The organism is Sphingobacterium corticibacterium (genome assembly GCF_004208525.1).
GTDB lineage: Bacteria > Bacteroidota > Bacteroidia > Sphingobacteriales > Sphingobacteriaceae > Sphingobacterium > Sphingobacterium corticibacterium.
Genome location: NZ_SGIT01000001.1, coordinates 1,692,593 through 1,717,364, shown reverse-complemented (window position 1 = coordinate 1,717,364; position 24,772 = coordinate 1,692,593). Strand labels below are relative to the sequence as shown.

The 24,772-nt window shown below is 41.3% G+C and carries 22 protein-coding genes; 11 read left to right on the top strand and 11 right to left on the bottom strand.

Features of this window, described 5'->3' with window-relative positions; all coding sequences use genetic code 11:
• Window positions 1–12: 12 nt before the first annotated feature.
• Window positions 13–2,139, top strand: a complete 2,127-nt coding sequence (locus EWE74_RS07370) for a catalase (protein WP_130140829.1) — start codon at window positions 13–15, stop codon at window positions 2,137–2,139.
• A 133-nt stretch (window positions 2,140–2,272) separates the two neighbouring features.
• Window positions 2,273–3,451 carry a sialidase family protein gene (locus EWE74_RS07365; RefSeq protein ID WP_206365164.1) on the top strand — a complete coding sequence of 393 codons (1,179 nt, stop codon included), beginning with the start codon at window positions 2,273–2,275 and terminating at the stop codon, window positions 3,449–3,451.
• Window positions 3,452–3,463: 12 nt separating this feature from the next.
• Here EWE74_RS07365 and EWE74_RS07360 read toward each other — a convergent pair whose 3' ends face one another.
• Both EWE74_RS07360 and EWE74_RS07355 read right to left on the bottom strand, forming a co-directional pair.
• Window positions 3,464–4,228 carry an SDR family NAD(P)-dependent oxidoreductase gene (locus tag EWE74_RS07360; RefSeq protein WP_130140828.1) on the bottom strand — a complete coding sequence of 255 codons (765 nt, stop codon included), beginning with the start codon at window positions 4,226–4,228 and terminating at the stop codon, window positions 3,464–3,466.
• Window positions 4,229–4,244: 16 nt separating this feature from the next.
• A complete protein-coding gene (locus EWE74_RS07355) occupies window positions 4,245–5,318 on the bottom strand; it encodes a mandelate racemase/muconate lactonizing enzyme family protein (protein ID WP_130140827.1) in 1,074 nt (357 codons plus the stop codon).
• A gap of 178 nt (window positions 5,319–5,496) precedes the next feature.
• On the opposite strand from EWE74_RS07355, the gene EWE74_RS07350 reads away from it, so the two are divergent.
• A complete protein-coding gene (locus EWE74_RS07350; protein WP_130140826.1) occupies window positions 5,497–6,171 on the top strand; it encodes a DUF2490 domain-containing protein in 675 nt (224 codons plus the stop codon).
• A 127-nt stretch (window positions 6,172–6,298) separates the two neighbouring features.
• On the opposite strand, the gene EWE74_RS07345 is transcribed toward EWE74_RS07350, so the two are convergent.
• From EWE74_RS07345 to EWE74_RS07330, 4 genes are all read right to left on the bottom strand, one after another.
• Window positions 6,299–7,717: an efflux transporter outer membrane subunit gene (locus EWE74_RS07345; RefSeq protein WP_130140825.1), complete on the bottom strand. Its 1,419-nt coding sequence runs from the start codon at window positions 7,715–7,717 to the stop codon at window positions 6,299–6,301.
• 57 nt (window positions 7,718–7,774) lie between these two features.
• Window positions 7,775–10,972, bottom strand: a complete 3,198-nt coding sequence (locus tag EWE74_RS07340; protein WP_130140824.1) for an efflux RND transporter permease subunit — start codon at window positions 10,970–10,972, stop codon at window positions 7,775–7,777.
• A 21-nt stretch (window positions 10,973–10,993) separates the two neighbouring features.
• Complete coding sequence (locus EWE74_RS07335) at window positions 10,994–12,190, bottom strand: efflux RND transporter periplasmic adaptor subunit (protein ID WP_130140823.1); 1,197 nt, start codon at window positions 12,188–12,190, stop codon at window positions 10,994–10,996.
• Window positions 12,191–12,360: 170 nt separating this feature from the next.
• Window positions 12,361–12,960 (bottom strand): TetR/AcrR family transcriptional regulator, encoded by a 600-nt coding sequence (locus EWE74_RS07330; protein ID WP_130140822.1) that lies wholly within the window; start codon window positions 12,958–12,960, stop codon window positions 12,361–12,363.
• A 460-nt stretch (window positions 12,961–13,420) separates the two neighbouring features.
• Here EWE74_RS07330 and EWE74_RS07325 point away from each other — a divergent pair, with 460 nt between their 5' ends.
• On the top strand, window positions 13,421–13,828 hold the full coding sequence (locus tag EWE74_RS07325) for a VOC family protein (protein WP_130140821.1): 408 nt from the start codon (window positions 13,421–13,423) through the stop codon (window positions 13,826–13,828).
• Window positions 13,829–13,893: 65 nt separating this feature from the next.
• Here EWE74_RS07325 and EWE74_RS07320 read toward each other — a convergent pair whose 3' ends face one another.
• Window positions 13,894–15,429 (bottom strand): glycoside hydrolase family 43 protein, encoded by a 1,536-nt coding sequence (locus tag EWE74_RS07320; RefSeq protein ID WP_130140820.1) that lies wholly within the window; start codon window positions 15,427–15,429, stop codon window positions 13,894–13,896.
• 164 nt (window positions 15,430–15,593) lie between these two features.
• On the opposite strand from EWE74_RS07320, the gene EWE74_RS07315 reads away from it, so the two are divergent.
• The 3 genes from EWE74_RS07315 (at window position 15,594) to EWE74_RS07305 (ending at window position 17,113) form a co-directional block, all read left to right on the top strand.
• Complete coding sequence (locus tag EWE74_RS07315; RefSeq protein WP_130140819.1) at window positions 15,594–16,046, top strand: GNAT family N-acetyltransferase; 453 nt, start codon at window positions 15,594–15,596, stop codon at window positions 16,044–16,046.
• Window positions 16,047–16,130: 84 nt separating this feature from the next.
• A complete protein-coding gene (locus EWE74_RS07310) occupies window positions 16,131–16,442 on the top strand; it encodes a hypothetical protein (RefSeq protein WP_130140818.1) in 312 nt (103 codons plus the stop codon).
• The gene (locus EWE74_RS07305; protein WP_130140817.1) at window positions 16,430–17,113 is read left to right on the top strand and encodes an ATP-binding cassette domain-containing protein; all 684 of its coding nucleotides are present in this window, start codon (window positions 16,430–16,432) and stop codon (window positions 17,111–17,113) included. The genes EWE74_RS07310 and EWE74_RS07305 overlap by 13 nt, the downstream gene beginning before the upstream one ends.
• Window positions 17,114–17,210: 97 nt before the next feature.
• On the opposite strand, the gene EWE74_RS07300 is transcribed toward EWE74_RS07305, so the two are convergent.
• Both EWE74_RS07300 and EWE74_RS07295 read right to left on the bottom strand, forming a co-directional pair.
• Window positions 17,211–17,759 carry a hypothetical protein gene (locus tag EWE74_RS07300; RefSeq protein ID WP_130140816.1) on the bottom strand — a complete coding sequence of 183 codons (549 nt, stop codon included), beginning with the start codon at window positions 17,757–17,759 and terminating at the stop codon, window positions 17,211–17,213.
• A gap of 50 nt (window positions 17,760–17,809) precedes the next feature.
• On the bottom strand, window positions 17,810–18,169 hold the full coding sequence (locus EWE74_RS07295; RefSeq protein ID WP_130140815.1) for a VOC family protein: 360 nt from the start codon (window positions 18,167–18,169) through the stop codon (window positions 17,810–17,812).
• A 247-nt stretch (window positions 18,170–18,416) separates the two neighbouring features.
• Here EWE74_RS07295 and EWE74_RS07290 point away from each other — a divergent pair, with 247 nt between their 5' ends.
• The 3 genes from EWE74_RS07290 to EWE74_RS07280 all read left to right on the top strand — a co-directional run bounded on the left by EWE74_RS07290 (window position 18,417) and on the right by EWE74_RS07280 (window position 20,653).
• On the top strand, window positions 18,417–18,650 hold the full coding sequence (locus EWE74_RS07290) for a thioredoxin family protein (protein ID WP_130140814.1): 234 nt from the start codon (window positions 18,417–18,419) through the stop codon (window positions 18,648–18,650).
• A gap of 239 nt (window positions 18,651–18,889) precedes the next feature.
• A complete protein-coding gene (locus tag EWE74_RS07285; RefSeq protein WP_130140813.1) occupies window positions 18,890–19,630 on the top strand; it encodes a YggS family pyridoxal phosphate-dependent enzyme in 741 nt (246 codons plus the stop codon).
• 159 nt (window positions 19,631–19,789) lie between these two features.
• A complete protein-coding gene (locus EWE74_RS07280) occupies window positions 19,790–20,653 on the top strand; it encodes a hypothetical protein (RefSeq protein ID WP_130140812.1) in 864 nt (287 codons plus the stop codon).
• Between the two features lie 249 nt (window positions 20,654–20,902).
• Here EWE74_RS07280 and EWE74_RS07275 read toward each other — a convergent pair whose 3' ends face one another.
• Window positions 20,903–21,766 (bottom strand): DUF4349 domain-containing protein, encoded by an 864-nt coding sequence (locus EWE74_RS07275; RefSeq protein WP_130140811.1) that lies wholly within the window; start codon window positions 21,764–21,766, stop codon window positions 20,903–20,905.
• Window positions 21,767–22,220: 454 nt separating this feature from the next.
• Between EWE74_RS07275 and EWE74_RS07270 the strand changes: the two genes are divergently transcribed.
• Window positions 22,221–22,820 (top strand): hypothetical protein, encoded by a 600-nt coding sequence (locus EWE74_RS07270; RefSeq protein ID WP_165384664.1) that lies wholly within the window; start codon window positions 22,221–22,223, stop codon window positions 22,818–22,820.
• Window positions 22,821–23,158: 338 nt separating this feature from the next.
• On the opposite strand, the gene EWE74_RS07260 is transcribed toward EWE74_RS07270, so the two are convergent.
• Entirely contained in the window at window positions 23,159–24,718 is a 1,560-nt protein-coding gene (locus EWE74_RS07260) for a protein adenylyltransferase SelO (RefSeq protein ID WP_130140808.1), read from the bottom strand.
• Between the last annotated feature and the right edge of the window lie 54 nt (window positions 24,719–24,772).

Genomic DNA, 24,772 nt, shown 5'->3' with positions numbered 1-24,772 from the left:
AGTAAAATTATCATGGCAAATGGACATAAAAATAAAGTCGGCGACCTAGGGAAGAACACGGTAGCAAGTGAGGGTAAACCGATGACCACCGATCAAGGAGTAAAAATTAATGACGATGCAAACTCCTTAAAAGCTGGCGAGCGAGGTGCGTCTTTACTAGAAGATTTTATACTTCGTGAGAAAATAACGCATTTTGATCACGAACGTATTCCTGAACGGATTGTACATGCCCGCGGTTCCGGAGCACACGGTTATTTTGAATTATATGAAGATATGCGTAAATACACGCGTGCTCGAATATTCACAGATACCGAAAATCGTACGCCGGTATTTGTCCGGTTTTCTACCGTGGCTGGAAGCAAAGGTTCAGGGGATCTAGCGCGCGATATCCGGGGGTTTGCTGTTAAGTTTTACACACAGGAAGGCGTGTTTGATCTTGTCGGAAATAATACGCCGGTATTTTTTATTCAGGATGCCATGAAGTTTCCAGATATTATACACTCGGTGAAACCTGAGCCTGATTGGGAGATTCCGCAAGCAGCGTCCGCACACGACACGTTTTATGATTTTATTTCGCTAGCAACCGAATCGCTGCATAACCATATGTGGGCAATGAGTGACAGAGGAATTCCAAGAAGTTATCGGATGATGGAAGGTTTTGGTATCCACACGTTTCGGCTGGTGAATGAACAGGGAGAATCGCATTTTGTTAAATTTCACTGGAAGCCGAAGCTGGGTGTGCACTCCGTTACATGGGATGAAGCTGTAAAGATAAATGGAGCAGATCCAGATTTCCATCGTCGTGATCTATGGGAGGCTATAGAAGCTGGACATTTTCCGGAATGGGAACTCGGGTTGCAGATTATTCCGGCAGAAGACGAACACAAATATGAATTTGATCTTTTGGATGCAACGAAATTTGTACCAGAAGAACTCGTTCCGGTAAAAATTATTGGGAAGATGACCTTGGATCGTAATCCCGACAATTTTTTCGCGGAAACCGAACAGGTCGCTTTTCACCCGGGACATATCGTTCCAGGCATCGATTTTACCAATGATCCACTACTGCAAGGTCGTCTCTTCTCTTATACAGACACGCAGTTATCCCGTTTAGGAGGTCCTAACTTTCGGGAAATCCCCATTAACCGAGCTGTCAACGAAGTACATAACAACCATCGTGATGCGCAGATGCGTATGACGATCAACCAAGGTAAAGCAGCTTATTTTCCGAATACCATAGGCGGCGGCTGTCCACATTTGGCGAAGATGGCAGAGGGAGGATTTACTTCCTTTGAGGAACGGATAGATGGCAAAAAGATACGAGACCGAAGCGCGAGTTTCAGTGACCATTTCTCGCAACCGGGCTTGTTTTTTAGGAGTCTAGCAGAATGGGAGCAGACCCATTTAATCAATGCTTATGTTTTTGAACTGGGTAAGTGTAATCGTGACGCCATTAAAGAACGGATGTTGTGGCTTTTGTCACAGATAGACGATCGATTGGCCACGGCTGTTGCCAGTAAGCTCGGAATGCAAATACCGATGGATATCGAAAGGCCGATAAATCAAAACATCGGAGCAGATGCAGATCCACATAAGCATGAGCCTTCTGCCGTTAAACATTATCTGGAAAAATCGGAATCACTCAGCCAAGAACCGTTGCGAACGACAATTATAGAAGGAAGAAAAATCGCCGTTCTGGCGGCAGACGGGTTTGATATGGCTGCATTGCAAAAAATGAAGGCCTATCTCGAAGAATTAAAACACGCAAATTTTCAGCTTATAGCACCCCATGGAGGCACAATACGTTGTACGGAAAACATGGAGCATCGAGTAGATGCGTCATTAATGACAACAGAAAGTGTGCTTTTTGATGCATTATACATTCCCGGAGGAATCCAAAGTATACAAGCGCTTAAGAGCGAAGGAAAGGTATTCAAATTTATACACGAAATGTTAAAACATTGTAAGGTCATTGCTTTTGACGGAGAAGCGGAAGAGCTTTTCAAGCTTTCGGCAGCAAAAGACTTTGTTCACGATGAGGCAATTTTGTTAAACGGATCGCCGGAACACTTTGCGGGCGCACTGGCTAAGCATCGTAACTGGCAGCGGGAGTCGCATACGCTACATATTGCCGTGTAGCTGAAGCTAACGCGATGTTTCGATGTTGCATGCAAAGATGTTGTCGATATGCGCAAATTTTCTACAGAAAATCACGTATTTTAGTTGCTATGTTTGTGATCATTATAAATCGTGATCAGACAAATCATATCGTATGAGCCCAAATAAGTTCACCAGTATGCAGCATCTCCGCGTGATGGCTGTCACACTTCTTCTTTTTAACGGAATTTTAAATGCGCAGGTGCAACCAGAAAAGGAAATAAAGCATCAAGCAGGTATTCTTTTAGAAGAATTTTTGTTTATAGAAGCGGATTTTCCGTCTTGTCATTCGGCAACGATTGTGGAGTTAGCTAACAAAGAATTACTTTGTACGTATTTTGGTGGAACGTATGAGCGACATCCAGATGTGGAAATTCGTTTACAACGTAAGAAGTTGGATGGTACGTGGACTCCTCCGATATCTGTTGCACATGGTATTCAGCCAGATGGAGAGCGGTTCCCAACGTGGAATCCGGTATTGTTTCAACCCAAGGGGGAAGATCTTATGTTATATTATAAAGTCGGACCTAACCCAAGGGAGTGGTGGGGTGAATTTATAACATCTAAAGATAATGGTCATACCTGGAGTAAGCCGCGGCGGCTGGAAGGTAAACTCTTGGGGCCGATTAAAAACAAACCGATACAATTGGTGGATGGTACTATTCTATCGGGGTCCAGCGATGAGAATGGGGGATGGAAGGCGCATGTGGAGCGGAGTACCGATGGCGGTAAAAGTTGGTCGTTTATTGGTCCATTGAATGACGGCAAGGAAATGGCCGCAATACAGCCTGCCTTGTTGACACATGCAAACGGTAGTATTCAGATGCTTAGCCGTACGAATACAAGTGGCGCGGAACGGATCACTGAGACTTGGTCTGCGGATGGAGGCTTAACTTGGTCGGAAATGACCTGGACGACCTTACCTAATAACAATTCGGGTTTGGATGCAGTTACGTTGAAAGATGGTAGGCATCTGTTGATTTATAACCACTCTACGCGTGATCAAGAAGGTATGGGACACAAAGGAAGAGGGGTGTTAAACTTGGCGGTAAGTAAGGACGGTAAAGTGTGGGAGGCAGCTTTGATGTTGGATTATATCGATGAACCGGAGAAACAATATTCGTATCCCTCGATCATCCAGACATCGGATGGCCTCGTGCATATCGTATATACTTGGCATCGGGAACGTATCAAGCATGTGGTTGTAGATCCCAATCAGCTGGTGACCTTTCCGATTATTGATGGTCAATGGCCGCTTGAGGATATTCCCCTGGTCGTCAGTACAGAGCAATAGTGAATTAACTATTTAGAATCCAAGCGCTAATGCGCCACCATCGACGCTAAAGTCTTGTCCTGTGATATAAGTTGCAGCAGGTGAGGCCAAAAAGCATGTCATCGCAGACAACTCCTCCGGACGACCAAAGCGATGTAGCGGCATTCTATTTAATATTTTTGATTTTCTATCTGCGTCCATCACCTGTTGACTCATCAGGGAGGGAAACCACCCCGGTGAAATCGAATTGACAAGAATATTGTCGCCGCTCCATTCCACTGCTAATCCTCTTGTAATACCTAAAACCGCAGATTTTGAAGAGGAATAAGGAACCACTTCGGAAAAACCAAGATAGGATGCCATAGAAGCAATATTGATGATCCTCCCCGTATGGTTAGATTTTTTTAAAAATGGATACGCCGCCTGAGAACATCTGAAAACGCCATCTACATTTACATCGTGAATAGTTCGCCATTGTTCTTCACTGATTTCCTCCGCCCTTAGTCGCTGTGTTATACCGGCGTTGTTTACCAACACATCGATTCCACCAGACGCACCGATTTTGTCGAATTTGTGACGGATATCTACTAAAGAAGAAACGTCAAGACTACCAAAATGGATGTTTTCGGGAATAGTTGTTTCTACTTCAACTTTTGGTTTTCCTGTCCGACTTAATGCAAAGACGGTTGCACCACAGTTGGCTAATGCGATTGCTTGATGCAATCCCAAACCACTGGAAGCACCTGTAACAATCACTCGTAACCCATTTAATGAATAAATTTTTTCAAGATAATTCATGACTTTGTTAGGACTGTTATAATTCAACTAAATATTTATCTTCAAAGGAAAAACCCCATCCAGGTCGACTATGAGGGCGTGCCATTCCGTTGTCAATTTTTAGTGGATGATCTATTAGCGGATCTATCCAGTCAAATGATTCGGCTCCCTTTCCATTACTGATGGTGCATAATAGCGGTACGTCGTAATCCTTATAATAATGGGGCAGTACCGGAATATGATTGCTTTTTGCCAACGCTGCACTGTCACGCCATGCTTCTACGCCACCCAAACGTAAGATGTCTGGTTGCCATATATCGATGGCATTCAGTCTAATAAGTTCCCGAAGGGGCAGGGTGCTATATTCCCTTTCGCCCATCGCAATTGATATCCCGGCCTGGTTACGAAGCAATTGATATCCATCGAAATCATGATGGTCAATTGGTTCTTCGAACCAGTTGATATCCAATTGCCGAGCTGCCCTAGCTAAGGATAGCGCCTCCGGTACTTTCATGCCTTGGTTTGCATCCATCATAATCGCGATGTTGTTTCCTACTGCTTCCCGAACGTATCTTAATCGTTCCAAATCTTCCTTCCAATCCGGTTTACCAACTTTAATTTTTACGGCTGTAAAACCTCGCTTTTTGTAATCGCTAACTTCTGCAACAAGTTCTTCAATGGTGTAAGAACTCCAACCCCCGCTACCATAGATAGGAACAAGCCGCGCTGATCCTCCCAAGATTTTCCAGACGGGTTGCTGCAATATTTTGCTCCATGCATCCCACATCGCTATATTGAAAGCAGATTGTGCCCATCTGTTGATACCTTCTATCCCGAAGTATTCATTGTGCAGATTTATCCGTTCAAAACAATCAACGGTATGGTGGACATCTTCTCCGATTAACATTTCACCAACATCTTTCAAAGCGCCAACGATAGCTCTCGGACTGTATTGAAAGCTTAGAAGATAAGATTCTCCTATTATCCCCGAGATGGTCTCAATCCGTAGCACGATAAAGGAGATTTCTGTCAATTTGTGTGTGGCATCGGATATCGGTTTGTTTAAGGCAGCCTCTGCTTTGAATATCGTGTAATTTTTAATCTTCGTCATGGAAAAATATTTACCTAATTCCCAAAACTATCAAAAAACGCCATTTACAGCAAATACGCAAAATATTTTTTTTAGTCGTTATCTTCAAAAAGTTTGACATCAAGGGGGTTAAAAAAATACACATTTTTGTTACAAGAAATTGGATAGGATTTTTGAATCTATCTATTATTTTTAGTGAATGAGAATATTTTTCGGAACGTTAATCGGCATTTTTATCACATCGCTCTCTTTTGCACAAAAGGATCCGCAGGGATGGTTGATATACTTCGGGCAGACTAAAATCAAAACAAGTAAATTTGCGATCCATCATGAACTTCAACTGCGGGATCACCAGTTGATGGGGGATCACAATCAGACTCTTCTTCGTGTTGGACTCCAATATCAAGCTAAACCGTATCTATGGACAACGGTGGGTTATGGCTTTATATATAACGAGCAGGCAGGCACTCCTAATAGACCTTTCCATGAAAATAGAATATACCAGGAATTGCTTTTTTCGCATAAGGCATCGCGCGCCAGTATACGACATCGGGTTCGTCTGGAGGAACGCTTTATAGAAGATAGCGATTTTTCAGGGCGTTTTCGCTATTGCCTTTTCGCGGATATTCCATTTACACCCCATGGAATGGGTGCCAAAGGATGGTATGCCGCTATGTACGATGAAATCTTCTTAAACCTGTCAAATGATGATGACATGCGCGTTTTTGACAGAAACCGTGCTTACCTAGGGTTAGGTTATAAAATATCTGATAGTTTAGGAATACAATTGGGATATATGTACCAAAATGTAGGATCGGCAAAAGGGACCAATCATGCGCTGTTATCGGTGCATCATCAGGTCAAATGGAAATAAGGAAAGACAGACAATAAATTGACAGCTCAAGGTTCTATATTGCTCCTATTTGGATGAGATAGAATAAATCCCCATGGGATCAATTTTTGAGACAGGCCTTCTTTTTAAACCTGTCTCATTTTAATGTTTAATTAGACCAACCTCCTCCGAGCGATCGATATAGATCTACGACAGCGACAAGTTCTGCCTTACGGATCTGTATCAATTCCAATTCACTCTGTAATGCGTTACTTTGTGCAGTGATGACTTCCAGATACGTGGCGCTACCGGTTTCGAAAAGTAAATCAGCATGCTTAACAGCCTTTTTTAATCGACTTGTTTTGTCCTGTACGATCTCCTGTCTTTCTTTTAGTTTTTGTATAGAGATCAAAGCATCCGACACTTCACTTACCGCGTTGACAACAGACTGCCGGAACCGAATGATACTATTTTCATATTCAACGCGCGCTATTTCGTATTGCGTCTTTAACTCTTTTCGTTGAAAAACAGGCTGTGTCACGCTCCCTGCTACAGCTCCAAAAAGAGACGCCGGAATATTAAACCAGTTGCTGACTTTAAAAGCATTGACACCGGCTTGCGCGGTAATGGATAAGGAAGGGTACAGCTGTGCTTTAGCGACCTGATGATAAGCCTGTGACGCCGTTACCGATAATTCAGCTTGTTTAACATCAGGACGCTTGCTCAATAATTCGGCAGGAACACCTACAGCTAGGTCTGTGGGAAGATTGACAGCATCCAATGTCGTCACAGTGCGTATTCCTTTAGGAAACTCACCGCTGAGTGAGCGCAAAGCGTTTTCCTGAAGCAAGATCTGTTGCTGAAAATCGGGAATCAGCGAAGCCGCAGCCTGTCGTTGTGCAGCAACCTGCTCTAAGGCCAATAGGCTGATATCACCGACTTCATATTGGTACTGTGCCACTTGAAGTGTGCTGTCGCTCAACTGTAAACTCTGTTGGGCGATTTCTTGGAGTCGGTAGAGCATAAGTAGCTGATAATATCCCTTCGCGACCTGATTAACCAGTTGCGTCTGAATTGCTTTTCTAGCCTCTTCGGTTTGTAGATATGATGCAAGTGCAACCGTCTTTTTGCTCTTAATCTTACCCCATATGTCAGCTTCCCATGATAAACCTAATCCAACGGTGTAGTCTTCGATATGGTTTTGTCCCAAAAACTGGCCTAAACTTAACCCGTTTAGGCTATTGTTGGAGGGATTGGTACTATTAGCCTGCACTTGTAATTGTAAACTGGGCAGATGTCCTGCTTTAGCCTGGGTGAACATCAGCTGTGCAGATTCGATATTCTGGAGCGCGAGCTGCATATCCATGTTCTGTTGTAGAGCGGTATCGATTAGCTGCTGTAACACCGTATCTTGAAAGAATTCCCACCAAGGAACATTACCTATACTGCTATCTGCATCCACTAATTGCTCGCTACGAAAGGAAATAGGAGGCGAGAGTGTGATGTCGTTGCTGAGCTTTTTGGTTTGGCACGCCCACAATGAAGCGGAAATAGCCAAGGAAAAGAGAAAACTGCTTTTTATTTTCATCTGTATATGATTGTTTTTTTAATGGTGATGAAGCTATGAGATTTATTCATTTTAAAATTAAGCGTGTACGGATGTTGTATCTGCAAGGGCAAGTTCTGCGTGATGAGAAGACAATGAATTTTTGCTAGCTCCAGATTCACTGATACGCTCTTGAAGATATTGGAATACGATAAATAATATCGGAATAATAAAAAGTCCAAATACTACGCCTGCCATCATACCTCCTGCAGCAGCTATACTGATTGCATGATTTCCTTGTGCAGATGGACCCACAGCACCCATCATCGGGATCATACCGACGATAAAAGCAAGCGATGTCATAATAATGGGACGAAGGCGCAGTTTAGCGGCTGCTAAGGCAGCTTTGACAATAGACAGTCCCCGTTTTCTACCCTGAACAGCAAATTCCACGATAAGGATAGCATTTTTTGCCAATAATCCAATAAGCATGACGAGGGCTACCTGTACGTAAATATTATTGGATATGTCGGTTAATCCAATAGCAGCGAACACGCCGAATATACCTGTAGGGATAGATAAAATTACGGACAAGGGGATAATATAACTCTCATATTGTGCGGCAAGTAAAAAGTAAACGAATACAAGACATAGGATAAAAATGATCGTAGATTGCCCTCCTGAAACCAGTTCTTCTTTGGTCATTCCTGAGAATTCATACGTATAACCTGTAGGCAATTGTTCACGAGCAACTTCCTCAACGGCTCGTATAGCGTCGCCAGAACTATAGCCCGGTTTCGGAATCGCATTAATACTGATAGAATTAAAAAGATTGTATCGAGATGCCGTTTCGGGACCGTATACCCGTTGCAATTGAACGAGTGTACTCATGGGAACCATATCGCCGTTTTGGTTTTTAACGTATATACCGTCCATGGCGGATGGTTCCGTACGGTTTGTGAAATCAGCCTGCATCATAACGCGATAGTATTTGCCGAAACGATTGAAATCGGAGGCTTGTGCACTACCGAAATAGACCTGCATCGTATGGAGGATATCACTCGTCCGAACGCCTAGTTGTTCCGCCTTTATGTCGTCAACTAGTAATTCGTACTGCGGATAATCAGCTCTAAAAGTCGTAAAAGCCATTGCAATTTCCGGGCGCTGCATCAGTTGTCCGATGAACCCTTGTCCGATGTCACTAAACTTTTGCAGCTCGCCTCCAGTACGATCTTGTAACACCATATCCAAGCCATCGACATTACTAAATCCGGGTACAGTAGGGAAGGTAAATACAAAGAAATTCGCGCCCTTAATGTTAGACAATTTTTGATTAACATCATCCATAATAGCATCGATATTTTTAATTTCTCCGCGCTCCTCGTGTCGCTTAAGCAGGATAAAGGCTACACCGGCTGAAGGACTTGTGGATTGTGTCAGGATATTAAATCCTGCCATCACGTTGAGTGTTTTGGTAAAGGAAGCATGTTGAAGCTGTTGTTCTGCTTCTTTTAAAGCTTGCGATGTTCTGTCCAATGATGCTCCTGCAGGCATCGATAAGGAGATTGCGATAAAACCCTGATCTTCCGAAGGAATAAAACTTGTTGGTGTTCTCTGTATCATAAAGATGGTCAAAAGGATTAATAAGGCTAATCCCGAAAAGCCCACCCATTTGTGACGGACCAAAAAGCGCAGACTCCCCACGTAATTTCGTGTTAACTTTTCGAAACCTACGTTAAACCCAGCGAAGAACTTATCCTTGAAACCGAGCTGTTTATCGTTTGTATTGCCATGGTGTACAGGTTTTAGAAACAGGGCACAAAGTGCAGGACTTAAGGTCAAGGCATTGACAGCTGAGATGACAATAGCGATTGCTAATGTGAAAGCAAATTGTCGATAAAATACCCCCGTAGATCCTTCCATAAAACCAATAGGAAGGAATACGGCTGACATCACCAATGTAATGGATATAATGGCACCTGTTATTTCTCCCATCGCGGATGTGGTGGCTAACTTGGGCGGCAAATGTGTATGCTCCATTTTACTGTGTACCGCTTCGACAACGACAATGGCATCATCGACGACAATACCAATAGCTAACACGAGCGCAAACAGGGTAAGCAAATTGATGGAGAAACCGAAAAGCTGCATAAAAAAGAACGTTCCGATAATGGCCACTGGCACCGCTATTGCCGGAATTAGGGTAGATCGGAAATCTTGTAAGAACAAGAACACAACCAGAAAGACCAAAATAAATGCTTCTATTAATGTGTGTTTTACCTGGTCAATAGATTGATCAAGCGCATCTTTCGTATTATAGAGTACGAGATGCTTGACGCCGTTGGGAAAGTTGAGTGACGCTTTGTCCATAAATTCCTGTATGGCAATCTGGATTTCATTGGCGTTGGAACCTGCCAACTGCATAATGCCGATATTCAATCCAGCCTTACCATCAATGCGTGTGTGGCTGGCGTAGGTGTACGATCCCAATTCAACTCGGGCAACATCTTTTAGCCGTAATACAGATCCATCGGTATTAGAACGGATAATGATATTTTCGTATTCGGCGGGTTGGTCGAGTTTTCCCTTGTATTTAATGATAAACTCAAATGCCTCTTTGCTATTTTCACCAAACCTACCCGGAGCAGCTTCCATATTTTTATCTTGTATGGCTGCCATTACTTCAGCTGGTGTCAACTTGTATGTCGCCATTCGGTTGGGATCTAACCAAACACGCATCGAATAGTCTTTACTACCGCCGAAGGCGATCGCTTGCCCAACTCCCGGAATTCGTTTGAGCTCTGGAATGATATTAATCTGCGCATAATTTGTAATAAATGTTTGATCATATTTTGTTTCATCTTCGGTATAGAGGTCCAGTACCATGATCAAACTGTTTTGTTGCTTTGCTGTTGTAATACCCGCTTGGACAACTTCGGTAGGCAACTGACTGGTGGCTTGGGAAACACGGTTTTGTACATTCACGGCAGCTTGATCAGGATCCGTGCCTAATTTGAAATATACCGTAATCATTAGAGAACCGTCGTTACTGGCGGTTGAACTCATGTAACTCATGTTTTCGACACCGTTGATGGATTCTTCTAATGATGGAGCTACCGCACGTAATACAGTTTCTGCATTTGCTCCTGGGTATAATGCTGTAACTTGAACAGCGGGTGGAGCAATATCGGGAAACTGCTGTAATGGAAGTTTCAGGATACCTATGATTCCTAAAATGACAAGTATGATAGATATAACCGTAGCGAGGACGGGGCGTTCTATAAATTTTTTGAACATATTGTGTTGAAGTTAACGAGATTAATAAATAATTTCTTTAGTTGTGTTTTGAGGTGTGATAACTTGTCCGTCCTGTAGTAGATCGATACCTTTATATACAATGCGGTCTCCTACCTTTATCCCTTTTTCAACCAAGTAATTTTCGCCACTTTTCCCAACAATTGTAATGGGTTGCTGACTTACTTTATTGTCATCGTTCAACTTGTATACGAAGATTTTATCTTGGATTTCTATCGTTGCTAATTGCGGAATAAGCAATGCCTCTAAGTAATGTTTCTCCAAGCGAATTTTTCCAGTATTACCGTTCCGTAAAACTCCTTCTGGATTAGGGAAGGTAGCACGAAGTGTAATTGCTCCGGTGTTCTTATCGAATTGTCCATCGACCATGTCTATTTTTCCAGTATGCTCATATACACTTCGATCAGATAGCAGCAGCGTGACGGGAGGTAGCTGTTGTAATTTTTGTTCTAAAGTTTCTCCCTTTGTATCACTTTTAAAGGCAATGAAATCGTTTTCTCCAAGTGAAAAATAAACATGCAATGTCTGTATGTCCGATAGTTGTGTGAGGGGTTCGCTGTCTAATGGACTGACCAAGCTGCCCTGTTTCTTTAGTAATCGACCTATGTAACCTGTCGTGGTAGCTCTAATCTCTGTGTAACCTAAGTTGATTTTTGCGGCTTCGACAACTGATTTTGCCTGTTCTACATTTGCTTTCGCAACTTGATGAGCGCTAACCGCTGTCTTCAACTGAAAATCAGTAAGTACTTTGTTGGCAACAAGACGTGTCTTTTTTTCAACTTCTAGCGCCGTATTTTCTAAAGCCGCTTCAGCTGCCTGTAAATTTGCCTTCGCTTGATTGAGTTGTTCTTGATAAAGACGGTCATTTATCTTGAACAAAAGTTGTCCTTTATGCACTTTAGCTCCCTCATCTACAAAAATACGATCGAGTGTTCCTTCAACTTGTGGTCGAACTTCGATCATGGAAGCTCCTTCGATAGACGCCGGATATTCTTGATAAATGATCTGGTCTTCACTGTCTAAAGTGACTACTGGCAGTGTAGGCGGAGCTGATATAACGGGCTTGCTGGTACCTGTAGTACAGCTGTACAAAAAAAATACGCTTAAAATATATAAGCTTTTTACGAGGTTAAATTGTCTAACAGTGTTAAGTGATAGAGCCTTTACGTACTGAAAATGGATGGAAACTTGCTTTTTCATTTAATAAATATTGTTTTTTTAATTGTATGGGCTAGATAGGGTATTAATGATCGCAGATTTACATATTCTTACAATGGGACCATTATATTTTATCTATTAAGATTTTATTATGTTTATTTTATTTAACAGTGTTAAATTGTCTAACGTTGTATGTTTTTGTGTAAAAAAAATTAATCGTTCAGTGAACGGGTAATGCCATAGATAGCGTCCTTGAGTACCTGTTGATTGGTCGCATCTCCATTTCCTTTGTTAACCAAATTAATGGAAATCAACCCATGGATAACAGACCAGTATGTGAAATATTTTCGACAAATTAGATCCTCTGAAGGCTGTTGCTCGGCCATAACTTCACGGATTACCCCCGCGATAAGGTCACCAAAAGAAGGAGACCTTTTTTCGCTTTTGTCTGCGCCACAGCAAGCTGTTCCCACGCCAAACATTAATTGGTAAAGTTCCCGTTCTTCAAAAGCAAAGTCCCAATAACTAAACCACATTGCTTCCAGCTGTTTTTCTAACGTGCTCTCGTTAGCCTGGGCTTGTTTGACTCTTTTTGCCAATAAAAGATGACCTTGTTTTGTTAACTCATTTAAAATAGCTTCTTTATTTGCAAAGTATTCATAAATCATGGGCGCGGTATATTCGATAATATCCGCGATTTTGCGCATACTTAGTGCTTGCCACCCCTCTTCTTTAACAATTTGAAGGGACGCTTCCAAAATGGAATTTCGATTCTCATCTTTAAGTCGCTGAATACGCTCTTTGCTACCCATGTTTTAATTACATAAAATTATTTAACACTGTTAGGCAAAATTGCATATTTTTATTTTTCACAGTGACATACGAATGTCATTAAATCAACACGACATGCTTTTGGGTATCCGTTCTTCTAGAGAAATGTTATCAGAACCAAAATGATATCCGTAAAATACTGCAATTCCAAACCTTTCCATTGAAGCGTTTGTAAAACTTTCTGCAATCTATGCTTTGTTATGCAAAAAGGAAAAGATAGAATGTCGCTTTATTTATGTCAAAATTTGTAATTAATAAAGTCTCGCAGAGTGGATATCAATGGGTAAGAAAACCGCGGTATAGAATGATTTCTTGCCATAAGACAAGCTGACAAAATCTGAAATATAATAACTTGTGAAAAACTTAGATGGTTTAATTTGGAACAGACAGTCCCTAGAAAGCTGGCTTACAATATACCATTAACAATTAAATAGCAATAAAATGGCAAAACAAGTTTTTATCAACTTAGCAGTAAGAGACTTACAAAAGTCAGTGGAATTTTATACGGCGTTGGGTTTTACGAATAATCCTCAATTTTCGGACGAAAGTGGAAAATGTATGGTATGGAGTGACCATATTTTTGTGATGCTTTTGACACACGAAAAATTTGCAACATTTGCGACCAAACCAATTGCAGATACAAAAAACAACGTTGCCGGACTTTTTTCTTTATCGGTTGACAACATTGACGAAGTGAATAAAATCGTGACAAGTGGATTGAACGCAGGAGGAACCGAGCCCAGCGAAATGAAAGATTATGGCTTTATGCAACAGCGTACCATCGAAGACGTTGACGGACACACCTGGGAGATTTTTTATATGGATATGTCAAAAATACCCGCAGAATAATCAGCTGGACAATAAAAATACACCGCAGGAATGATAGCTCCGTATTTAAAATCGACCGCAAGCTTTTAACCACCTGCGGGCTTTGTATCTATATAAAAACGGGTAAAAAGGGCGGATTCTGTTGTTTCGCCGTTAAAGAACAAACCTGGTCTAGGACTGCGGTCCCATGGAGCGATGCCTTCGATGCTGACGGGGCCATTGGGGCTTTCTATAGGGATCCAATAATCAGATTGCCCAAAGAAAGCACGGCACTCAAGTGAGGGAGCTATCGTGATTTTTAATGCCAATTTTTTATAATCTGCAGGTAGTTCCTGTTCAGCAATCATGGTTCGGTTGTTGGGAGCCATTGTCCAAAGCTGTATTTTTTTACCAGTTACGCTAAGCCCGATAGCGCGCTCATGGTCGCCATATAATATAAGTCCTTTGGTTGCAGTATTGCTACTGCCCAATAGGTCAATCTCGGTACCCAAGGTATAAGCTAGCTGCGTGGGCCGCTTAGTCAATGCAACACCCAATTTATTGTTTCTTTTTGTTGTTCCCGATAAGCGCAAACCTTCGTCAGATGTTGTAAAAGAAGGAGCAGCGTACTGAAAATCCCATTGCCAGAAAGGTTTATACTGACCTGTAGCGATTAGGTCAAACGAGGGATCGTGACGCTGTGGTACATCCTTGTGCTCTACCAGATCAAACCGCGGCTCGTCTTTGTTCGTCCACTGGAGTTTTGCAAGTAGTCCTTCACGCCCAGTATAGACGCCGCCTACTTTATTATAAGCATGCAGTAGATAATAAAGCTCTTTTTCAGGATTATGCACAAATGTACCGTGCCCCATACATTTCCAATTTTCGTTTTCACTAAGAAGGAAGTCTGTACCAACGCGTTCATAAGGACCCATTACGGATTTGGACCGTACGGCTTGTACATGATAATCACAGGAAACGCCACAACAGGCACCCGCGGAATAAAACATATAATAATAACCGTTGTGCTTGATAAAACTTTGTCCTTCTATACCTACACGTGCGGTATCCTGTAATAAGGAGAAAGGTTCGCCTTCTAATTTGAGTCCGTCATCAGAAAGCTTAGCGCCAACCAGTTCAATAGGGCGGGTGTCCAATCCGTAAGCCTTCCAAGTCATATACAGCTGATTGTCCTCCCGGACAACAAAAGCATCTATAGACTCCGTTCCATACGCCACGACAATGCCTTGATCTACAAAATCACGGTCGGGATAACGGGAGGTGGCTACACCGATACAGGATACACCGTCGTCTTTACGTTTAGCCGAATAATACAGGTAATATGTTCCCTTGTGATAAAAGTACTCGGGTGCCCAAAAGGAAGATGCAGTCCATTCCGGTGCCGAAGAAAACACAAACCCTACCTGTTGCCAATCCAACAGATTTTTAGAGGTATAAATTGGGAAATGCGGCGCCCATTCACTAGAAGTACCTACAGCGTAGTATTGACCATTTGCACGTATAACCGTGGGGTCGGGAAAATCGCCGGCAATTGTGGCTGGCTGCGCACGCAAAGGTGTGGTGAATGATAGGTTGAGTAAATAATAAAAGATGATAAGAAAAGTCGTTTTGTAGATATTCATTATTGTTTATTATTGGGTGCAGTAAATTGTATTTTTTTAAGCAGCATAAAGATAATAATTCTGGACATAATGGTAAAATGTAGCTGTCGATTATGAGGATATGATTGGGTAATTCGTAGATTTGCACTGTTATTAAAACAATAGACCGTATTTCTTAGAATTAAATGCAAAACATAACGATAAGACAAGCGAATCGAGAAGATTGTCCCCGAATTTTAGAATTGATTAAAGAGCTCGCTTTATACGAAAAGGCACCCGAAAAAGTGATCGTCACATTAGCAGAGATGGTAGAATGTGGATTCGGAAATAAACCGGTTTGGGGCGCATTAGTAGCTGAGGTAAATGGAATAATAGTCGGGATTGCCTTACACTATGACCGCTATTCAACCTGGAGTGGACGTCGTCTGTATTTAGAAGATTTAATAGTAACCGAAGGGATGCGTGGAATGGGAATAGGAAAAATGCTCTTGGACGAATTAATTGCATATGGCAAAACCAAAGGATATAATGGAATGATATGGCAGGTATTGGACTGGAATAAACCGGCAATCGAGTTCTACAAAAAATATAATGCAGACTTCGATGCCGAATGGATAAATGTATCGGTTGAATTTTGACGACTTTTTTTGTAAAAGCTGGCGATAACCGTGTTGTATCGATAGATCCGCTATACACAGGGTGGGTTTCCAAACCGTAATTTAATGAGACTATATATTTACTATCTTAAGAATATTTTTGGGGTTAATTTTGCTCTTTCGATATTATTTGCAGCATTTGTTCCTGAATTAGTTTCCTATTCTAAAATTCCCTTCTTTTCTGCTTTTTCTTTAATATTCACAACTGTAGGATATATTGTTTCGATTTTTGCATTTGATTATTTTGGAAAGAAAACAAAATATATGTATTTTAACTTGGGAATTTCTCTTTTTCGTGTATACATATATGGTTTCTTTTTTAATTTATTATTTGTGTTAGCCCTCTATCTAGTAATAGAAAAATTATGGATGATGTAAAGGAGCTATATATCGACTCTGTTGAGTTTAGTTATGTAAATAATCGTCCGATCCTTACAGGAGCCTATTTGAAATGTAGGACAGGTGATATAATTGGATTATTAGGACGTAACGGTTGCGGTAAGTCTACGTTAATGAGAATAATTTTTGGCACCTTAAAAGCTCAACATAGTTATATTTTATTGAATGGTAAAAAAATTGAAAAACCCTATCTAACATCTAAAATTGGCTACCTTCCTCAGCATTCCTTCCTTCCAACACATGAAAGAGTCTCCTATTTAATTTGGCTCTTGGTTAAAAGTGCGACCTTAAGACAGAGATTATTAGACGATAATCGGATTCAAACACTAAAAGATAAAAAGGTCTATCAATTATCGGGTGGGGAGTTGCGTTATTTAGAAATATGCTTACTAATATACCAACCGACGGACTTTCTACTTTTGGATGAGCCTTTTACAGGACTTGAGCCGGTATATGTACAATATATAACAGATTTAATAATACATTTTAAAGATGAAAAAGGATTCGTGATCTCCGATCATAATTACCGGAACGTACTTGATATCGCTACACAGACTATTTTGCTTCAAAATGGGGGATGTCGCCAAATTCAGGATAAAAAAGAATTGGAGTTCTTCTATGTCCCCGATGGTACATTCGATATGGACTGATTTTTACGTCTAAGTCATAAATTCTAAAAATTCACAGCCTCGAAAAATGGAGACACACGTCCATATCGAGAGATAAAATAGAATCTAAAGCGATTTTCTACTTTTCTCCTTCAAAGAAGTCTACAGGACTATCGGTCATAATCAGTATTCCATACGATTTATCTATGATACCATTATGTTTCTTTTCTAGCTCATCTTGATCTATGATCGTGAGCGATAGGAAAACATTATCATTAATAGCAGCAAGGTTTGACTCATAATTCGCGTTTAGGATATATCCATTGAGAAAGTATTGAAAGCTTTTATCATCTCCTAATGATTCGAACAGTTTTTTGAATTCGATTGATTTTGATGCGAAGTAATTTACGAAGCGCTGCCGGCAAAAGTTCTTGGTTTCGACATATATGACAGCATCAGCCGTATTACCAAATATCCCTAATGTTACACTGTCTTTAACGACTGATACCGACGCTATTTGGTCAGCATTATATTTTTGCATTTCTGATTTATCAACTTGGATGCTATCAATAAATAAAATAGGTTGTTTTTCGAGCCCATTAATAGCCTTTTGCTTAGATTGCCCATACATTAAGAGGCTTGTAAAGGCTAAAAATATCGTCAGTGCTATTTTTTTTATAATATCCATGAACCAATTTATTAGTAGTTTTACAACGAATTGTTTGTCTCGTTTGGATGCTATTCCGTCCAAACAGCGAGTTCGTAACCGTCTAAATCCGTGAATTGAAAGCGTTTCCCTCCGGGGAAGCTGAAAATATCCTTAACAATAGTGCCCCCAGCACTTATTACTTTATTTTTAGTCGCTTCAATATCTTCGGTATAGAGAATGACTAAGACAGTACCGTTAACGGGTTCTCCATAAGTAAAGCCACCATCAACGTAGTCACCTGCGAAGGCGGTGTACGCTGCTCCATAATCTGTAAACTTCCAACCGAAACATTTGGTATAAAAGGCTTTGGCTTGAACAATATCTTTTGATAGAAATTCAATGTACTGTATTTGCTCGTGTTTTAGTTTTTGAGAATTAGGTTCAGCCATAATATCTATTTTATTTATTCTAGTGTTTTTCAATGCTTAAATTTAGTCTTTTATCGATAGAATTTAACAACATCACGCTATGTTTTTGATCTTTCCGATAGTCCAAATATAGGAATGTTGATGCCATTTTTGCTAAGTCAATAGCTTATGGTCTGGACTATCTACAAATTGCTAAACTGTATCAGCGTGGACATGAGTGTGTCAGCTATATTTGTGCTAAGTCAATAATTTATTAAAATATACAATCATGGCAAAAGCAATTTTTTATCACGCAGGATGTCCTGTATGTACGAGCGCTGAACAGGATATCTTAACCCTAATCAATCCGGCAGATGTAGAAGTTGTCCACTTAGGAGAGCAAAAAACTGCTATTGAGAAAGCTGAAAAAGCTGGCGTTAAGTCTGTTCCGGCCTTAGTGCTTGAAAATGGAAATGTGTTACATATAAATTTTGGAGCTTCTTTAGAAGATGTAAAAGGGTAACATATACAATACAGCTACGGTTCTTACTGTAGCTGTATTTTGAAAGAACTACTCCAGTGCAGCGGAAATAGCGCACATGTCAGAACATCGTGTAAAAAATGAAACTTTTCAACGTTTGCAAGAATTCTTTACAGACAATTGAGTTACTCAGATTAACGTAGCGATTAGTCAGATCAATTTTTGGAAATAGGATAACGGTGTCAACGAGAATGCTTCACAGAACTTAAGATTGCTGTTAAATGGAAAACATAATTCAAAATATCTGCGTCATCAAAGATAGGATACATAAAGCCTGCATCAAGAGTGGTAGGTGTCCGCATGATGTAAAATTGTTATTGGCAACGAAAACCGTTCCAGCAGAAAGAATACTTATGGCGCTACGTACCGGAGAGACTCTCATAGCAGAGAATAAAGTGCAAGAGCTCAAAGAAAAGTACGATACATTGACGGCCGTACCGCATATCAATCATTTTATCGGACACCTGCAATCAAACAAAATCAAGGAAGTGTTGAAATATGAGGTGTCCTGCCTCCAATCGCTTGATCGTTTGGAGCTGGCCGAAAAATTGCATCAACGACTGTTGTTTGAAGGGAAGACCATGGAAGTGCTCATCCAAGTCAACACATCAAATGAAGATAGTAAATTTGGTGTACATCCGGACGATGCCATTACGTTAGTTCGGGAAGTGGCGAAACTCGGAACGCTGAAAATTAAGGGACTAATGACCATCGGTCTCCTTAGCGCAGACCCAGAACATGTAAAACCGTGCTTTCGCCTGCTTAAATCAATACAACAGCGGCTGATCGATCTCGATATTCCAGAAGTTGAAATGGAGGAACTCTCGATGGGTATGAGTGGTGATCTGGAAATCGCTATTGAAGAAGGTGCCACCATAATACGTGTCGGTACAGCTATTTTTGGAGAGCGGATGTATCCAGATAGTTATTATTGGGACGAGTCCATCACGGTTAATGCTTAGTTGTGTATTTAAATTTAACTAAAGTCGAGACAACCCATGTCGTTAGTCCTATAAACTAACTAAGGTTAAAAACAATACCCTTGTTAAGATTATAGAAAGAACTAAAATTACTGGAATTTAGCTATTGTACTATTTTTATATTTTCCTTTATTTTGAGTGATGAAGAGATTTTACCTACTATTCTCTATGCTGGTTTCATTCGCGGCGTATGCACAGTTGGATACACCAGTCGCTTATCAGGTCTATGAGGGATATAACTTATGGAACAAGCAGAAAGGAGATACAGCATATGTTTTTGCAGATATCGCGTATATTCGAGACTATCCCGATACAGATGGGAATCTTTTAGATTCATTAACGCACGGAACCATGCTGCTCATAATGAGTGATGGCTATAACGAACGTACTATTCGTGGGTATGAAGCTCCTTGGCACGAGGTTCAATATGAAAAAAATGGCCACATAAAAAAAGGTTTTATGTGGTTGGGGTTACTGGCTTTAGGGCGTCAAATTGACGAGCAAGGTAACCATTTTATCCACGGGTTATTACGCTACGAAAAGCCTTCGGAATATGGTGGGAACGCGTACATCTGCGAGGTGAAGTATTTGACCCCAGATAACAAGTTGATGGGCAGAAGTCATTACTCTGTCTATAGGAATGGTCAAACATATACAGAAAGCAAACTTTTGCCCAATATGGGTTTAGAAGGGATGCAATATATTCATAGGGTTGGTTTCCATGGTGAAGCCTGTGGAATTCCTACCACACACTATTACCTTGGATGGAACGGAGAAAATTTTGTGGATATGTTTTCGAAGAGTTCTGTCAGTGATGCCGGCGTAAGCTATTATGAAGAGAAGATACTGTTTCCTGTAGAGCATCACTTAGAACCCGGACTAATCATTAAAGACATTGTTCAGGGAGAGGTCATCGATTATGAAGCGGAGGAGTTGCAATATTCGGAGACTAAACATCGACAGAAGTATTCTTGGGATGGTAAGCAGATTAGTCCGAAACAATAAATCTATACTATGTTTAAGCATCTAAAATATGTAGACGGCACGTCTGATAAATTTTGGGAAATACAATTACCATTACTCTTCGACCATTCTATTTGATTTTATAATCGAAATTAAACATTTTTTCAGCTGCTATATCAAATTTCGTCAAATTAGTCTTTTATCGGTTTCTTTTCACCGCGCGTATTCTACCATTTTTTCTACTATATATTCAGTACTATACATGCCTATTACGACAAGTTAATTTACGCTTCACCCTCTTTTCCGTTTCTTATAACCTCTCCATGCTGTTGCACCCACAACGGTAATCAGCATAATTGGCCACACGCCGATGATGCCTAGAGCGATATTTTCAATCAGGTTCCAGCCGAAAGCAAAAGCTTCTTTCGTGCGTACCCAGAAAGAATTACTGCCAGAGGGCAGGTTCGCTTGATATTCGAATAGGCTGACCTGCATCGTGCTGTACTGGATCTGTCCGCTCAGGTTTCTTAGGGTAGCTTCCGTACTATCGATCTCTTCCTGTAATTGTCGGATCTGTTCTTCAATTTCCAGCAGCTCTTTGACAGACTTAACGCTTGCCACCATCTTTTGGTAGCGGTCAAGATATGCGCGCTTGCTTTTTAGTCTGGACTCTAGGTCATAGTACTGCAACGACACGTCGTCTGCCCGAACAGATTTGTTCGTCACCTTATCCTTGCCGCCTTCTATATCCGTAATCAGCGAGTCGAAACTGTTTTGAGGAATGCGGACGGTGAGATCAAAACTTGTGTAACCATTTCCGGTAGTCGTATTCTCTTGTTCGTAATATCCACCGAGTCTTTTGATCAATTTATCAAGGTTGCTTTTGCTTTCCGAGATGTTCTTAGATTCAATAGAAATATTGCCGGTACGGATGATCTTCACCTCATTTTGCACAGGTGTGGCTTCTCCCGTTTTCTCAGGTTCTGCTACAGGGCGGGATGATCTACTTTGGATACTCTCGCCACCCATATTCGGGACAGCCATCTCTTCGATAGCAAGGTCGGCAGATGCCGCGACACCATGTTGCTCCATGCGTCCTCCGCTACAGCTCGCAATCAGCAGGCATATCGGCGTTAAGATATTGGTGATCTTCATATTCAATTTTTAACTTTAGATGTCAAAGATGATTATATTCCATAAAGCTCCGAAAATTTAATGTATATTTCTTTTATTCTTCGCTTCTATCGTAGGAATGTTGTTTATTATTTTCCAGTTCTCATTTTTTTCTTGAACACAGACTATCAAAGAATGAAAGATTAAATATTGACTTTCCAATTTTACCAGTACGGTAGCAATATTTCTGGTTTGTTCGATGGAATTGTAAGCAATACTTCTGGGGCTTCCTCCGAATTTCTCCGTTCTGATTAGTTCAGATATAATCTGATTTTGAGAATACAAAAATTTAATCTCGCTGTGATGGATAATGCAAGCTTTTTGATATTCAGATGATCACTAATAATCGGCCACACGTCAAGGGTAGGGGGGTATCAAAATGTGAACGACAATTTATATATTTGTCATCTTAATTAAATACAATCCTTTTCTAACTATGCAAACAATATCTAGACCCCTCAAGTTAATTTTATCCCTTCTTGTCCTTTTGAACATCATTCTTCTGGTATTTGTAGGGTATATATTTCTGAATAGCAAACACGGTATTATCTCGGCCGATCGGATTGACATCAAGGATGGGACAGGCAAGAACCGAATCGTTATTGCGAACGTAGACCATATTCCGCAACCAATAATCGACGGGAAAAAGTTTCAAAGGGCTTACGCACCAGCAGGTCTTATATTTTATGATAAAAACGGAGACGAAAGAGGTGGACTTGCCATTACAGATAATGATGAAACTAACCTTAATGCATTGGCATTTGACTATCAGAACGCTGACGCGATCGGTATTCTGGCACAAGATAACAAACATGACAATTACTTCAGGGCTGGCCTGATGATTAATGACAAAGACCTGTCTGGTCAACCCGGCCAAAATATCAACCGTATCAATCTAATCACGGAAAACGGGAATGCGTCTTTGGTCATGAAAGATAACAATGAAGTACCGCGGATTATTTTAAAGGTCGACAGCTTGGGCAACCCGTCTTTCGAAATGTTCGATAAAAACGGCAAAGTCAGTTGGAAACAATGAATAGCTTGATTTTTCTGTGGAAGTCGTATTTGTCAAGGTTTTTTCTTGGTTGCTAAATTTTGTATTCTAATACAAATCCCAAATGTTTTGGAACCTTTCCGGCCTCCGAGAAATATTCATCCTTTTTTAATTCTAAAGCCTGCGGTTTGCTTAATATAAGATCAATCTGCTGTTTATTAAGCACCCCAAATTGTAAAAGAAGTCGATCATTGTATCCATGGCGAAATATACCCTTTTCCGACAATGCTGCATTTACCAAATGGTAAATAATCCGTGTCCAATTTTTGAAATTAAACTTGTTCGTATCACTTTATTTCTAGCGTTAACGTAAGCAGGATTTATGAGCTACAGGACAACATCGAGCAGCCCGCCTGTTGTGTGGCCCAACCCGGGCGTATCGCAAAGAATTCATCGTGGCTTTTTGAATACGGATCCTTAAGAGCTCGCTGTAATTTTAAAAAAAGGTTGTTTTCGCCTCTTTGTAATTCTTCTATGGCCATATGAAGCAAGTAATTCCTTAAAATAAACCTAGGATTGGCTGTTCGCATACGCAGTAAGCTGTCCTCTCTTGTGCAGGTATTCGCTCTTAAACGCGCTTGGTAGTTCGTGATGAGCGTGTAAAGTTGGGTGACATCCGCTGGTTCAGGATCGCCATAGAGACTGCTCCTAAAGAAGTTAAGCATTTCTTTCTCTGTGGCCAATTCTGTCGGCAAATCAATCAGAAGCTGATAAAATATCGTCATATCCGGCTGGATAGCAGCCAATACCTTCTCGAATTCGCCCACGAACTCTACGTCATTATCGTTGTTTATACCGTCCATACCCAGCTTATTTGCCATCATCGCGTAGTACTTACTCCAATAAAAGTCTTCATATCTTCTCAGTTGGCTTTCTAATTGGCCGGTGTCAGAAATCAGCGGTACTAAAGCATTCGCCAGACGGCTTAGGTTCCAGTAAACCACATTCGCTTGCTTACCGAAAGCATATCTTTTGCCCGGTAAGTCGGTGGTATTCGGTGTAAAATCCGGGTCGTAGTTGTCCAGAAAAGAAAAAGGCCCATAATCAATTGTTAGACCAAGCACAGACATATTATCGGTGTTCATCACCCCATGTACAAAACCTACCCGCAGCCACTCAACGATCATAGTTGCTGTACGTTCCACGACTTCTCCAAACCAGTGGAGTACCTTTTCGTCACCTTCTATATGCGGATAGAAGCGTTCGATCGTCCAGTTCACTAGCTGTGTGAGGTTGTCGATCTCGTTCCTGGCGGCAAGCATTTCAAAGTTACCGAAACGTAAAAAGCTTGGTGCTGTACGCATAACAATGGCTCCAGGCTCATCTGCCGCATGTCCATCGTAAAACATGTCGCGTGTCACAAGCTCGCCCGTGGTAACAAGTGCTAATGCCCGCGTAGTAGGGATACCTAGGTAATGCATCGCTTCACTCATCAGGTATTCCCGCACCGATGAGCGCAAAACCGCCCGACCGTCTGCTCTCCGCGAATACGCAGTGGGGCCGGCGCCCTTCAACTGCAGCTCCCAGGTATTTCCGTGCGGGTTCTCCCATTCGCCCAGCGTGATCGCTCGGCCGTCACCAAGCTGCCCCGCCCAGTTGCCAAATTGATGGCCCGCATAGCAGGCTGCATAAGGGTACATCGTCGGGGTGATGAGATTGCCGCCTAGAATTTGTATGTCATCTGGATCAGGTTTCGCGATACCCAAGCTATCTGCTAACTCGGCGGACCAACCGATAAGTTTGGGTTTCCGTACAGCTGTAGGTACTGCCTTGCTATATAAAACTCCTGGCGTTTGGCGGGGGTACAGATCACCACTGTCATCCCCTGGGAACGTATCCACAAAATTCCTTTTGAATCGCTTAGAACTTAAATTTTCCATATCGTACTGCGTTAACTAATCACAGCCAAAGATATGCCATTTATTGACACGTCG

Coding starts and splice junctions, on each gene's coding strand:
- EWE74_RS07370 (WP_130140829.1), top strand. CDS start 13: ATGGCAAATGGACATAAAAATAAAGTCGGCGACCTAGGGAAGAACACG.
- EWE74_RS07365 (WP_206365164.1), top strand. CDS start 2,273: ATGAGCCCAAATAAGTTCACCAGTATGCAGCATCTCCGCGTGATGGCT.
- EWE74_RS07360 (WP_130140828.1), bottom strand. CDS start 4,228: ATGAATTATCTTGAAAAAATTTATTCATTAAATGGGTTACGAGTGATT.
- EWE74_RS07355 (WP_130140827.1), bottom strand. CDS start 5,318: ATGACGAAGATTAAAAATTACACGATATTCAAAGCAGAGGCTGCCTTA.
- EWE74_RS07350 (WP_130140826.1), top strand. CDS start 5,497: ATGAGAATATTTTTCGGAACGTTAATCGGCATTTTTATCACATCGCTC.
- EWE74_RS07345 (WP_130140825.1), bottom strand. CDS start 7,717: ATGAAAATAAAAAGCAGTTTTCTCTTTTCCTTGGCTATTTCCGCTTCA.
- EWE74_RS07340 (WP_130140824.1), bottom strand. CDS start 10,972: ATGTTCAAAAAATTTATAGAACGCCCCGTCCTCGCTACGGTTATATCT.
- EWE74_RS07335 (WP_130140823.1), bottom strand. CDS start 12,190: ATGAAAAAGCAAGTTTCCATCCATTTTCAGTACGTAAAGGCTCTATCA.
- EWE74_RS07330 (WP_130140822.1), bottom strand. CDS start 12,960: ATGGGTAGCAAAGAGCGTATTCAGCGACTTAAAGATGAGAATCGAAAT.
- EWE74_RS07325 (WP_130140821.1), top strand. CDS start 13,421: ATGGCAAAACAAGTTTTTATCAACTTAGCAGTAAGAGACTTACAAAAG.
- EWE74_RS07320 (WP_130140820.1), bottom strand. CDS start 15,429: ATGAATATCTACAAAACGACTTTTCTTATCATCTTTTATTATTTACTC.
- EWE74_RS07315 (WP_130140819.1), top strand. CDS start 15,594: ATGCAAAACATAACGATAAGACAAGCGAATCGAGAAGATTGTCCCCGA.
- EWE74_RS07310 (WP_130140818.1), top strand. CDS start 16,131: ATGAGACTATATATTTACTATCTTAAGAATATTTTTGGGGTTAATTTT.
- EWE74_RS07305 (WP_130140817.1), top strand. CDS start 16,430: ATGGATGATGTAAAGGAGCTATATATCGACTCTGTTGAGTTTAGTTAT.
- EWE74_RS07300 (WP_130140816.1), bottom strand. CDS start 17,759: ATGGATATTATAAAAAAAATAGCACTGACGATATTTTTAGCCTTTACA.
- EWE74_RS07295 (WP_130140815.1), bottom strand. CDS start 18,169: ATGGCTGAACCTAATTCTCAAAAACTAAAACACGAGCAAATACAGTAC.
- EWE74_RS07290 (WP_130140814.1), top strand. CDS start 18,417: ATGGCAAAAGCAATTTTTTATCACGCAGGATGTCCTGTATGTACGAGC.
- EWE74_RS07285 (WP_130140813.1), top strand. CDS start 18,890: ATGGAAAACATAATTCAAAATATCTGCGTCATCAAAGATAGGATACAT.
- EWE74_RS07280 (WP_130140812.1), top strand. CDS start 19,790: ATGAAGAGATTTTACCTACTATTCTCTATGCTGGTTTCATTCGCGGCG.
- EWE74_RS07275 (WP_130140811.1), bottom strand. CDS start 21,766: ATGAAGATCACCAATATCTTAACGCCGATATGCCTGCTGATTGCGAGC.
- EWE74_RS07270 (WP_165384664.1), top strand. CDS start 22,221: ATGCAAACAATATCTAGACCCCTCAAGTTAATTTTATCCCTTCTTGTC.
- EWE74_RS07260 (WP_130140808.1), bottom strand. CDS start 24,718: ATGGAAAATTTAAGTTCTAAGCGATTCAAAAGGAATTTTGTGGATACG.